This is a genomic window from Mesorhizobium ciceri biovar biserrulae WSM1271 (assembly GCF_000185905.1).
Classification (GTDB): Bacteria; Pseudomonadota; Alphaproteobacteria; order Rhizobiales; family Rhizobiaceae; genus Mesorhizobium; species Mesorhizobium ciceri.
In genome coordinates, this window is record NC_014923.1 from 286,241 (window position 1) to 298,699 (window position 12,459).

Sequence of the window (12,459 nt, forward strand, 5' to 3'; positions counted from 1 at the left end):
CCGACATGAGACAAGCCGCCCCGAAACCGGCAGACATGAGACGGGCCGCATGACCGCGTCGATGCCTTCCTTGCTGTTCGGCGCCATTGCCGACGATCTGACCGGCGGCACCGAGCTGGCGTCGATGCTGGTCGCGCGCGGCATTCCGACGGGATGCACGGTCGGGCTGGACGCGCCGATCTCATCAGGCAATCTTGCCCATGTGATCCTGCTGAAGACCCGCGTCATCGCAGCCAGCGATGCGGTGCGCCAGGTGCTGGAGGCCGCGGACCGGCTGGTCGAAGCTGGCGCGCGGCAGATCTTCTTCAAATATTGCGCCACCTTCGATTCGACGCCCGCGGGCAATATCGGTCCTTGCGCCGAAGCGCTGCTCGAGCGCCTTGGCGGCGGCGTCACACTGTTCGCCCCTGCGCTGTGTGAGACTGGGCGCACCGTCTATCAGGGGCATATGTTCGGCGGTCCCCAGCTGCTTGCTGAGTCGCCCAAGCGCTTCGATCCGCTGACGCCGATGACCGATTCCAATCTGGTTCGCGTGCTGCAGGCGCAGAGCAGGGGCAAGGTCGGGCTGGTGCCCTATCTCGTCGTCGACGCCGGCGCTGGAGCCATCCGAAGCGCTATACGAGCACACAGCGCGCGTGGCGAGACGCTGCTGGTCACCGACACCATCCGCGAGCGCGATCTGGCGGCGATCGCGGAAGCCACCTTCGACCTGCCGCTGATGACCGGTAATTCCTCAGTCGCCGCGCATCTGCCACCGGCCTGGCTCACGCATGGGCTGCTGGATTCAGGCGATCTCGTTGCCACCAGCCTGCCGGCCGTCGAAGGGCCGGCAGCGGTGCTGGCCGGCAGCGTCGCCGACCGCACCATCGAACAGCTCGAGCGTTTTGCGCAAAACAATCCACTGCTGACGATTGACCTTGCCAGCGCCTTTGCCGGCGCCGATGTCATGGCCGAAGCGCGTACCTTCGCCCAACGGCATTTGCCCGGCGCGATGATCGCCATTGCTACGACAGCGCCGCAAGCGACCGTCGAAGCGCTGCAGCAGGCGCACGGCCGCGATATGGTGGCGGCAAGGGCGGAAGAGATCCTGGCCGGGATTGCCCAGATTCTGGTGCGCGAACTCGGCGTCCGCCGGCTCGTCGTCGCGGGCGGCGAGACCGCCGGTTCGGTGGCGAAGGCTCTCGGCATCGACCGGATCGCCATGGGCGCCTATGAGGGCCCCGGACTGTCGCGCGCCATCGCTCACCTCCCCGGCCGGCCTTCCGATCCGCTGGCGCTGATGCTGAAATCGGGAAAGCTCGGCGGCCCGGATATTTTCGCCGACGTCCTGCAAGACATGACACGGCCGAGCACTATTGCGCCGGCGATCGACACATGGCCACCGGCAAGGAGAGCATCGTGATGGAACTCGAAATCGAACGCACGAGCCTGATCACCGCGACGCAGACGCTGGACGCCAGCGGGATGAATGTCGGCACCACCGGAAACATCAGCGTTCGCACGACAGGCGGCATGCTGATCACGCCGACGGGAATAGCCACAAGCGCCTTGCGGCCGGAGCAGATGGTGGGGATGCAGCTCGATGGATCCTGGGACGCTGCGTTCCGGCCGTCGAGCGAATGGGAGATGCACGCCGAAATCTACAAGGCGTTTCCCGAGGCCGGCGCCGTCGTGCATGCCCATCCCGACCATTGCGTGGCGCTGTCGTGCCTGCGTGAACCGCTGCCACTGTTCCACTACATGGTGGCGGGCTTCGGCGGCGATGATGTGCGCTGCTCGGGCTATGCGCTTTTCGCGTCAAGCGAACTGGCCAAGGTTGCCGTCGTCGCGCTCAAGGACCGCACGGCTTGCCTGCTCGCCAATCATGGCATGATCGCCTACGGCGGCGATCTCGACACGGCGCTCATCCGCACCATCAAGCTGGAAACCCTGGCGCGGCAGTACCTTTTGGCGCGCAGCGCCGGCACGCCGGTGCTCATCGAGGGCAGCGAGATCCCCGCCATTCGCGGGCGCTACAAGAATTACGGCCAGCAGAAGTAGCCGGCCGAGCAATTCCAGAAAAGGTGAAGCGGTTTCCCGGGAAAAGCGCATAGCGCTTTCCCCAGGGGATTGCCCCAAAACAAGGAACGGCTCTTCGCCCTCTTGAAGAACCATTCAGTCGACCTGCAAATGCGAGACGAAGGCCCGTCAGGCTCCATGAAGATCAGGCGGGGATCGGTTCGGCGGCCGGCGTATAGACGCCGATGGCGCCGGTGCCGATCAGCTGGTCGATGATCTCGGCGCTATAGCCGAGCACGTCGGCCAGCACGGCAGCTGTGTCCTGGCCCAGCATCGGCGGCGCGGTGAAGTCCGCGGTCAGCTGCGCGGCAAGTCCCTGCGCCGGGCGCACCATGGCGACGGAGCCGAGATGCGGATGCGGCAAGGTCTGGACGAGGCCACGCTCGCGCACATTGGAACTGTCGAAGACTTCCGGTATCGATTTTACCGTGCCGGCCGGCACGCTGGCGGCGGCACAGGTGGCCATCCAGTGGTCACGTGGCTTGGTCTTGAAGACGGCGGCTAGTTGCGGGATCAGCGCCTCACGGTTGGTGGCGCGCGCCCCTGCTTTGATGAAGCGCGCATCCCCAGCCAGATGTGGCAGATCAACGACCTTCTCGCACAGCGCCGCGAACTGGCGGTCATTGCCGACCGCCAGCGCAAAGCTGCCATCGGAGGCTTCGAATATCTGATAGGGAACGACCGTCGGATGGGCATTGCCGTAGCGGGCGACCTCTTGGCCGGTGTTAAGGTAACCGCTGCCGACATTGATCAGCAGGCTGAGCGCGCAGTCGATCAGCGACAGGTCGAGGAACTGGCCCTTGCCGGTCGTCGCGCGCTCGTAAAGCGCCGCCAGGATCGACTGCGTGGCGACCATGCCGCAGACGATATCGGTGATGGCGACGCCGACACGCATCGGTTCGCCATTGCTCTCGCCGGTGATGGCCATGAGGCCGCTTTCGGCCTGCATGACGAAATCATAGCCGGGCCGTCCGGCATCGGGTCCGGTCTGGCCGTAACCGGAGATCGAACAGTAGATCAGGCGCGGGTTTGACGCGCTCAGCTCCTTGAACCCAACGCCGAGCCTATCGGCGGTACCTGAGCGGAAATTCTCGACGACGATGTCGGCCTTCGCCGCCAGCTCGCGCACGATCGCCAGCCCCTGCGGGCTTTTCATGTCGAGCGCGATGCTCTGCTTGCCGCGATTGGCGCAGAGATAGTAGGTCGAGACACCCTTGTAGCTCGGCACCGACCACGCCCTGGTGTCGTCGCCGCCGTCGATGTTCTCGATCTTCCAGATCTCGGCGCCGAGATCGGCAAGGCTCATCGTTGCCCACGGCCCGGCCAGCACACGCGAGAGGTCGAGAACCTTGATGCCTTCGAGCGGCAAGCGCGCGGGTTCTGCCGTACCGGCATTCGCGGAATGGTCCTCAGTCACGATCAAAATTCCTTCGGGTGAATTCGGCAGGCCACTCAGACAGCCCTGAAAGTGTTGACCGGCTCCGGGAAATGGCAGGCGACGCGATGCGAACCACCGGCCGGATCGAGCGGCGGTTCGACGGCAGCGCAGATCGCCTGCGCCTTGAAGCAGCGCGTGCGGAAGCGGCAGCCGGATGGCGGGTTGAGCGGGCTCGGCACATCGCCGCTCAGCACGATGCGCTCGCGCTTGCGCTCCTTCTCGGGATTGGCGAGCGGCACCGCCGACAGCAGCGCCTGGGTGTAGGGATGCAGCGCCCTCGAATAGAGTTCGGCCGCCGGCGCGATCTCGACGATCTTGCCGAGATACATCACCGCCACCTGATGCGAGATGTGGCGCACGACGGACAGATCATGCGCTATGAACAGATAGGAGGTGCCGAAGGATTGCTGGATGTCCTTGAGCAAATTGAGCACGCCGGCCTGCACCGAAACGTCGAGGGCCGAAACCGGCTCGTCGAGGATCACCACTTGCGGATTGAGTGCCAGCGCGCGGGCGATGACGACACGCTGGCGCTGGCCGCCGGACAGTTCGTGCGGATAGCGCTTGCCATGCTCGGGATTGAGCCGCACCAGTTCGAGCAATTCGGCGACGCGCGCGCGGCGGTCGGTCGCCGACATGTCGCTCATGCGCAGCGGCTCGGCGATGTTGTCGGCAATGCGCATGCGCGGATGCAGCGACCCGTAGGGATCCTGGAAGACGAGCTGGATGTAGCGCCGCATCAGGCGCATGTCTTCGTGATTGAGCGCGAGCAGGTTCTGGCCACGGAACCAGCTTTCGCCGCTGGTCGGCTCGATCAGCCGCATCAGGCAGCGCCCGAGGGTCGACTTGCCGCAACCGGATTCACCGACCAGACCCAGCGTTTCGCCTGGTGCTACGTCGAACGAGACATCGGCGACCGCACGGACATGGGCAACGGCACGGTCGAAGACGAGGCCGCCGCGAACCGGAAAGTCCTTGACGAGATGGCGAACAGAAAGCGCAGCCGCCGGTTTGGTTTCCGCCTGGAGTTGCTCCGCTGCGCTCATGGGGCCACGTCTCCACTGTCCAGGCTCGCCGCCGCCAGCACAGCACTGTGGAAGGGCGGCAAGGTCGTCGCGAAATGACAGGCCGAGAACCGGCCGCCGACATCGTGCAAAGGCGGGTCCTCGGTCCGGCAGCGTGCCGCGGCATAAATGCAGCGCGGATGGAAGGCGCAGCCGCCCGGCAAGCGCCCAAGTGCGGGCGGCGAACCGTCGATCGAGAACAGCCGCTCGCGGCTTTCCTCGAGGTTGGGGATCGAGGCGATCAGGCCACGCGTGTAAGGATGGCGCGGATCGGCGAACAGCTCGGATACGCCTGCCTGTTCGACGACACGGCCGGAATAGACGACCGCGACGCGGTCGGCATGGCCGGCGACGACGCCGAGATCATGGGTGATCAGCACCAGGCCGAGGCCGAGCCGTTCCTGCAGCGAGCGCAGCACGGCCAGGATCTGTGCCTGCACCGTGACATCGAGCGCCGTGGTCGGTTCGTCGGCAATCAACAGGTCAGGATCGTTGGCGACGGCCATGGCGATAACCGCGCGTTGGCGCATGCCGCCGGAGAATTCATGCGGATACTGGTTGACCCGGCGCTCCGGCTGCGGGATCGCCACCAGATGGAGCAATTCGACCGCGCGCGCCATCGCCTGTTTGCGTGTCACGCGATGATGCAGCCTGACCGCCTCGGCAATCTGGGCGCCGACGGTCATCACCGGATTGAGCGAGGACAGCGGGTCCTGAAAAATCATGGCGATGCGCGCGCCCCTGATCTTGCGCATCTCGCGCGCCGGTTTGCCGACCAGTTCGTCGCCGTTGAAGCGGACCGAGCCGGTGACCACCGCGTTCTTTGACGTGAGGCCGAGCGCGGCGAGCATGCCGACGGACTTGCCCGAGCCGGACTCACCGACAATGCCGACCACTTCGCCCTTGGCGACGTCGAGGTCGATCCCGCGAACCGCTTCGAACTGACTGCCGGCCTTGCGGAACCCGACCCGCAGACCGCGTATGGACAGCAGCGGCTCGCGCTCGCCCACCTTGTCGACTGCGCCCGGTGGCGCTGAGGAAATCTGTGCGCTCATCGCCTAGTCCGACCTTGGATCGAGAATGTCGCGCAAGCCGTCGCCTATGAAGTTAAAGCCGAGCACGATGGTGAGGATGGCGACGCCGGGACCGAAGGCGATCCACCATTGATAGAAATGAACGGCGCCATCGGAGATCATCGAGCCCCATTCGGGTGTCGGCGGCGTGGCGCCGAGGCCGATGAAGCTGAGCGACGCGGCAAGCAGCACGACCTGGCCCAAATCCATTGTCGCGCTGATCAGCACCGGGGTCCAGCAAAGCGGCAATATGTGCGTGAACAGCACGCGCCGCGGCCTGGCGCCGGCGGCGATTGCCGCCTCGACATGCTCGCGCTCCTTCACTTCCAATACCTGCGCCCGCATCAGCCGGGCGTAGACGGGCCACCAGACGAGCACCATGGCGATGGCGGCATTGCCGAGGCCTGGTCCGAGCGACGCCGCGACGGCCATGGCCAGCAGCATCGGCGGAAAGGACAGAGTGACGTCGACAAGCCGCATGATCGCCGCGCCGGTCAATCCGCCGACGAAGCCGGAAATGGCGCCGAGCAGCGAGCCTATGATCACTGCAGAGACGACGACCAGAACCGCGATCGGCAGCGAATGCGCGGCCCCGTGCAGAGTGCGGGCCAGCACATCGCGGCCGAGTGCGTCGGTGCCCAGCCAATGCGCCCAGCTTGGCGCCTGAAGCCGCCGCGCCACCATTTCGAGCGGATCGAACTGCACGACCAGGTTGGCGAATACGGTCATGAACAGCCAGAACAGGATGACGACCGTGCCGATGACCAATGGCGCGGTCAGCCATTCGGGAACCGTCGAGGAGCGGGACTTGGTGACGACGACTGCCATCAGCTCAACCTCACGCGCGGATTGGCCACGACATAGAGTATATCGGTGATAAGGTTGGTGACCAGGAAGGCAAGGCCGCCGACGATGGTGACGCCGATGATCGCCGGGAAGTCGAGCGCACGCGCTGCCTCCACGGCATAGGATCCCATGCCCGGCCAGGAGAAGATGGTTTCGGTCAGCACCGCGCCGGTGATCAGATAGGCGAAGGAATAGCCGATGACGGTCAGGGTCGGCACCATGGTGTTGCGCAGCGCATGGACGATGACGACGCGGAATTCGCTCGCCCCCTTGGCGCGCGCGGTAAGCACGAACTCGCGGCTCATCACATCAAGCATGTTGGCGCGCACCAGCCGCGATATGGTGCCCGAAACCGTCCAGCCGAGGACGAAGGCCGGCAGAAGCAGGTGCCAGAGCGCGTCCTTGAAGACGGTCCAGTCGCCAGCCAGAAGCGAATCGATGGTCAGGAAGCCGGTGATGCCGGGCGGCAATGCCAAGCGGGCATCGACCCTGCCCGGCCCCGGCAGCCAGTTCAGCATGACGGAGAAGATGAACAACAGGCCGAGCCCCGACCAGAACACCGGCAGCGAAGAGCCTAACAAGGCGAACAGCCGCGCGCCATGGTCGATCAGGCTGTTGCGGAAATAGGCGGCCAGCACACCAAGCACGATGCCGAGCGTGGTGCCGAAGATCATCGCGGCGAAAACCAGTTCGAGCGTTGCCGGCAAGCGGTAGAGAATGTCGGTGCCGACATTGCGCTTGGTGATGAACGAGGTGCCAAGATCGCCGCTCAGCAGATTACCAAGATATATCATATAGCGTTCCGGCAAAGGACGATCGAGACCCCAACGCGTCTTGGCGGCGGCCACCACTTCGGGGTTGCTCATCTGCTGTTCGGCGACAATCGCGGTCAGCGGATCCCCCTTGGTCACCGTGGTGATCAGGAAGGCGATGGTGACGATGCCGAGCACCAGAAACGGCATTGCGATAAGCCGGCGCAAAATATAGCGAGACACGTGGCTACCTTCACAAGGAGGGGCTTCGTAAGATGGCACAAGGCGCTGGGACATGCCATCGACGGAAACATATTGACAGCCCGCGAAAGCCGCTGTCAATATAAATGGAATTTAATTTCATTTTTGATCGACAGTGCCGACGTCACCGGCCCGACAGGCGGACGACGACGCCAGAAAGACCTCAGCGTGCGCAAGCGAGCCACCAGGGACGAGACGGAGCTTGAAGGCGAAGGCGCACAGCTTTCGTCGTCGCTGGTGCGCGGGCTCGGCATCCTGCGCGCCTTCCGGCCGGGCGACGCCTCGCTCGGCAACCAGGACATCATTGCCCGCACCGGCCTGCCCAAGGCCACGGTGTCGCGCATCACCTATACGCTGAGCGCGCTCGGCTACCTCCTGTACGACAAGGATCTCGGCCGCTACAGCTTGGGGTCGGCTACCGTGGCGCTCGGCTATTCGGCGCTCAGTTCAAGCGCCGTCGTGCACGTCGCCCGGCCGCTGATGCAGCCGCTGGCCGATTTGACGGGGGCGGCGGTGGCGCTCGGCACGCGCGACAGCCTCAACATGGTGTATCTCGCCAATTGCCGGTCGGAGAGCCTTGTCACGCTGCGGCTCAACCCGGGCTCCTATCTGCCGATCTGGAAGACATCGATGGGGCTGGCCTATGCGGCGGCCCTTTCACCCGAGGAGCGCGTCAGCCTTGTACGGGCTTTGCAGGAGGCGGAGCCGGACAAGGCAGCGATGATCGCGGCGGCGATCGACGATGCGATCGCCCAATATGCACGCCAGGGCTATGTGACGTCGTTCGGCGCCTGGCACAGCTACATCCATGCAGTCGGCGTGCCGTTCCGCCCGCGTGACGGCTCGCCGCTGGTTGCCATCACCTGCGGCGGCATCGGCGAGATCATCACCGAGGACCGCGCGCATGCCGAGATCGGACCGGCGCTGGTGGCGATGGTGAAAGCACTGGGCGACCAGCTCGAGGGAATTCCCGTGTAATCCCGGCACGGGATTGGCCCAGACGATCGGGCTGCATGCCGGCTTGAACTTGCCTGGTGGGGGCAGCACAGTCGCCGCCGACGGCATGGCGCTCGCATTGTCAGTCCATCGGGTTCAGGTGACGGGGGGAGATCGGATGCCGATGAATTTTGCAGGACGGTTCAGCGATCGGGTGGCGGTCATCACCGGTGGCGCATCGGGCATTGGTCTGGCGGTGGCGCAGAGGATTGTCGAAGAAGGCGGACGGGTTTCGGTCTGGGATCGCGATCCCGCCCAGATCGAACAGGCCAAGGCCGTCATCCCCAGTCTTCACGGCATCGCTATCGACGTTGCCGATGCCGCTGGCGTGGAGCGCGCTGCCCGGTCAACGCTCGAAGCGCTTGGCGGTGTCGATATCCTGGTCACCAGCGCGGCGATCACCGGGCCGAACATGACGACCTGGAACTATTCGGCGGAAGATTGGCAGAAGGTCATCGACATCAACATCAACGGCGTCTTCTACTGCAACAAGGCGCTCGTGCCGCACATGCTCGAGCGCAACTATGGCCGCATCGTCAACATCGCCTCGATCGCCGGCAAGGAAGGCAATCCCAACGCCTCCGCCTACAGCACGTCCAAGGCCGCGGTGATCGGCCTGACCAAGTCGCTCGGCAAGGAACTGGCCAAGACCGGGGTGACGGTCAATTGCGTCACGCCGGCGGCCGTGCGCACCGCGATCTTCAAGCAGATGAGCCAGGAGCACATCGACTTCATGCTGTCCAAGATACCGATGGCGCGCTTTGGCGAGGTCGACGAGGTGGCGGCGCTGATCTGCTGGATCGCCTCGGAAGAGTGTTCGTTCACGACGGCCGCCGTGTTCGACGTTTCCGGCGGCCGCGCCACCTACTGAGGCAGAACGAATCTCAATTCCACGTGACGGTGCAACGGATGGAGCATGCGGGCGTATAGTTGGACGCCTCGAATCGACAAGTCGCGACAAGGTAGCGGGAACCATGACACGGAATGCAGCCGTCAGGCGGGAGTTTGCTACTTTTGCTTAGAGCCGAATCTGCCGCACTGTCCGACGATGAGCTTCTGGACCGCTATCAGCGCGCCGCCTTCGATTACTTCCTCGATAACGTGAACCCCGAAAACGGACTGGTCGCAGACACATCGCGGCCAAATTCGCCGGCCAGCATCGCTGTCGTCGGCTTCGCGCTGTCCAGCTATCCGATCGGCGTCGAGCGCGGCTGGATGACGCGCGATGCCGCCGCGAAGCTGACGCTGGCCGCGCTGCGTTTCTTCTCGACCAGCCGGCAAGGCAATAGCGACGACGTCACCGGCCATAAGGGTTTCTACTACCATTTCCTCGATATGCGGACCGGCCTGCGCGTCTGGCGCTGCGAACTGTCGATGGTGGATACGGCGTTGCTGATATCAGGCATGCTGGTGGCGAGCGCTTATTTCTCCGGTGACGATGACGAGGAAGCCGAAATCCGCCAACTGGCCGAGGCGCTCTACCGGCGCGTCGACTGGCGGTGGGCACAAGGTTCAAGCCCGACCCTGCGGCAAGGCTGGAAGCCAAAGAGCGGCTTTCTGCACTATGGCTGGGAGGGCTACAACGAAGCGACGATCCTCTACGTGCTGTCGATGGCCTCGCCTGACAGTCCAACCTCGGATAACAGCTACGAGGGCTGGACGGCGACCTATCAGTGGGAAAACATCTACGGCTACGACGTGCTGTATGGCGGCCCATTGTTCATGCACCAGTTCTCGCATGCCTGGATCGATTTCGCCGGCATCCGCGACGCCTTCATGCGCGAGAAGAACTCGGACTATTTCGAAAACAGCCGCCGCTCGACCTATCTGCATCGCGACTATGCGCGCCACAACCCTTACGGCTATGACGGCTATGAAGAGAACCTTTGGGGACTTTCGGCGGGCGACGGGCCGGGCGGCTTCCGCACCAGCGTGGAGCGACAGCGCCGGCGGTTTTCCGGCTATGCCGCGCGCGGCGCTCCGTTCGGGCCCGATGACGGGACGATCGCCCCTTGGTCCTATCCGGCATCACTGCCTTTCGCGCCGGAGATCTGCCTGGCGGCGCTGCGCCATCTCGGTGATCGCTACCCCGAGGTGATCGACAATTTCCGGCTGCCGAGCGGCTTCAATCCGACATTGGCGAACCGGCGTAAATTCGGGAGGCACGGCTGGGTGTCGGAAGGCCACTATGGGCTGGATCAGGGTATCGTGGTGATGATGATCGAGAACCATCGGTCAGGGCTGATCTGGAAGCTGATGCGGTCCAATCAGCATATCCGTCGCGGCCTGCACAAGGCCGGATTCAATGGCGGCTGGCTGTCTCAGCCGGCAAGCCCGGCGTCAGGTGGCGGCAATGTCGCGTGACCGGACCAGGATCACCGCCTTCCCCGTCGACAGCAACGACATCAGTCTGATCGCGAGCGCCCATCCGCCGCACTGGAAGAACCCGCAGCCGGACGGTCCCTACAACCTCGTCGTCATCGGTGCCGGGCCGGCTGGGCTGACTGCCGCCTACGAAGCGGCCGGCCTCGGCGCAAAGGTCGCGCTCATCGAGCGCAATCTGATCGGCGGAACTTGCGTCAATGTCGGTTGCATCCCGTCCAAGTCGATCATCCGCACCGCAAGGCTTTATGCCGACATGCGCGATGCCGAGAATTTCGGCGGCGACATGCCGGACCGTCTTCACGTCGACTTTCCGCGCGCCATGACGCGGATGCGGCAGATCCGGCAGCGGATCAGCCGCGCGGATGCCGCCGATAGGCTGGTTTCCGAAGGCATCGACCTTTATTTCGGCGAAGCGCTGTTTTCCGGACCGGACGCTGTCACGGTCGCCGGACAAACCTTGCGTTTCAGGAAGGCGCTGATCGCGACAGGCGCGCGCCCGAGGCTGCCGACGATTCCAGGCCTTGCCGAGGCCGGCTATCTCAGCAACGAGACCATGTTCGAGCTCACGGAGTGCCCGAAGCGGCTTCTGGTCATTGGCGGCGGACCGCTCGGCTGCGAGGCGGCGCAGGCCTTCTGCCTGCTCGGTGCCAAGGTCATCCTGGCGCAACGGGAACCGATGTTCCTGCCCGGCGAGGAACGCGACGCCGCCCAGATCCTTTCGGACGCGCTGGCGCGCGAAGGTGTCGAGGTTCGCCTCAACACCGAGGTGGTAGCGGTGCGAACGGAAGGCGGCAAGAAGCTCGCCGATCTGGTGTGCGACGACATCACGACAACGATTTCCGTCGACGAGATCATCACCGGCATCGGCCGATCGCCCAATGTCGACGGCCTCGACCTGGAAAACGCCGGGGTGGCATACGATGCCGACGGTATCAAGGTGGACGATTATCTCCGCACCACAAATCCGCACATCTATGCGGCGGGCGATGTCTGCCTCGCCTACAAATTCACCCACACCGCCGAGGCCACAGCTCGCATGGTCGTGCGCAATGCCCTGTTTCTCGGACGCAGGAAACTGAGCGAGCTGGTCATTCCGTGGTGCACCTACACCGATCCGGAGATCGCCCATGTCGGCCTCTATCCGGCGGAGGCGCGCCAGAACGGCATCCCGGTCAAGACTTATACGGTGCTGATGCACGATGTCGCCCGGGCGGTCATGGACGGCGAGGAGGAGGGTTTCGTCAAAATCCACGTCAGGGAAGGGTCCGACCGCATCCTGGGCGCCACGGTCGTCGCCAGCCATGCCGGTGAGATGATCAATGCGGTGTCGCTGGCCATCAAATCGGGCATGGGATTGCGTGCGCTGGCCGACGTCATCCATCCCTTCCCGACGCAGGCGCTAGGCATAAAGATGGCCGGCGACGCCTATCGGCGGACAAGGCTCACCTCATCATGGAAGCATCTGGCGGGCCGCTGGTTGGCGTGGTCCAGGCGATGGTGACATTCCGGCAGCCTGCCGCAGCTGGTGCGTCGGACATTCGGCGACGATGCGGCGCTTGACGAAAGCCTCGTCGACCATCTCGGAT

Annotated in this window: 11 protein-coding genes; 6 read left to right on the forward strand and 5 right to left on the reverse strand. The window is 64.4% G+C overall.

The window, feature by feature from the left end:
* The first annotated feature begins 49 nt into the window (after positions 1–49).
* Positions 50–1,402, forward strand: coding sequence for a 3-oxo-tetronate kinase (gene otnK, locus MESCI_RS01300; RefSeq protein ID WP_013528132.1), 1,353 nt, complete (start codon positions 50–52; stop codon positions 1,400–1,402).
* Positions 1,402–2,040: a class II aldolase/adducin family protein gene (locus MESCI_RS01305; protein ID WP_013528133.1), complete on the forward strand. Its 639-nt coding sequence runs from the start codon at positions 1,402–1,404 to the stop codon at positions 2,038–2,040. The genes otnK and MESCI_RS01305 overlap by 1 nt, the downstream gene beginning before the upstream one ends.
* 163 nt (positions 2,041–2,203) lie before the next feature.
* Here MESCI_RS01305 and MESCI_RS01310 read toward each other — a convergent pair whose 3' ends face one another.
* From MESCI_RS01310 to MESCI_RS01330, 5 genes are read right to left on the reverse strand one after another with little or no spacing between them, the layout of a single operon-like run.
* Positions 2,204–3,475: a CaiB/BaiF CoA transferase family protein gene (locus tag MESCI_RS01310; RefSeq protein WP_013528134.1), complete on the reverse strand. Its 1,272-nt coding sequence runs from the start codon at positions 3,473–3,475 to the stop codon at positions 2,204–2,206.
* A 35-nt stretch (positions 3,476–3,510) separates the two neighbouring features.
* Complete coding sequence (locus MESCI_RS01315; protein WP_013528135.1) at positions 3,511–4,542, reverse strand: ABC transporter ATP-binding protein; 1,032 nt, start codon at positions 4,540–4,542, stop codon at positions 3,511–3,513.
* A complete protein-coding gene (locus MESCI_RS01320) occupies positions 4,539–5,615 on the reverse strand; it encodes an ABC transporter ATP-binding protein (protein WP_013528136.1) in 1,077 nt (358 codons plus the stop codon). The genes MESCI_RS01315 and MESCI_RS01320 overlap by 4 nt, the downstream gene beginning before the upstream one ends.
* A 3-nt stretch (positions 5,616–5,618) precedes the next feature.
* The gene (locus MESCI_RS01325; RefSeq protein WP_013528137.1) at positions 5,619–6,461 is read right to left on the reverse strand and encodes an ABC transporter permease; all 843 of its coding nucleotides are present in this window, start codon (positions 6,459–6,461) and stop codon (positions 5,619–5,621) included.
* Complete coding sequence (locus tag MESCI_RS01330) at positions 6,461–7,474, reverse strand: ABC transporter permease (RefSeq protein ID WP_013528138.1); 1,014 nt, start codon at positions 7,472–7,474, stop codon at positions 6,461–6,463. The genes MESCI_RS01325 and MESCI_RS01330 overlap by 1 nt, the downstream gene beginning before the upstream one ends.
* A 123-nt stretch (positions 7,475–7,597) precedes the next feature.
* Here MESCI_RS01330 and MESCI_RS01335 point away from each other — a divergent pair, with 123 nt between their 5' ends.
* The 4 genes from MESCI_RS01335 (at position 7,598) to MESCI_RS01350 (ending at position 12,374) form a co-directional block, all read left to right on the forward strand.
* Positions 7,598–8,470 (forward strand): IclR family transcriptional regulator, encoded by an 873-nt coding sequence (locus tag MESCI_RS01335; RefSeq protein WP_244514256.1) that lies wholly within the window; start codon positions 7,598–7,600, stop codon positions 8,468–8,470.
* Positions 8,471–8,606: 136 nt separating this feature from the next.
* A complete protein-coding gene (locus MESCI_RS01340) occupies positions 8,607–9,359 on the forward strand; it encodes an SDR family NAD(P)-dependent oxidoreductase (protein WP_013528140.1) in 753 nt (250 codons plus the stop codon).
* A gap of 143 nt (positions 9,360–9,502) precedes the next feature.
* Positions 9,503–10,852 carry a glucoamylase family protein gene (locus tag MESCI_RS01345; RefSeq protein WP_013528141.1) on the forward strand — a complete coding sequence of 450 codons (1,350 nt, stop codon included), beginning with the start codon at positions 9,503–9,505 and terminating at the stop codon, positions 10,850–10,852.
* Positions 10,842–12,374: a mercuric reductase gene (locus MESCI_RS01350; protein ID WP_013528142.1), complete on the forward strand. Its 1,533-nt coding sequence runs from the start codon at positions 10,842–10,844 to the stop codon at positions 12,372–12,374. Before MESCI_RS01345 ends, MESCI_RS01350 begins: the two co-directional genes overlap by 11 nt.
* The last annotated feature ends 85 nt before the right edge of the window (positions 12,375–12,459 follow it).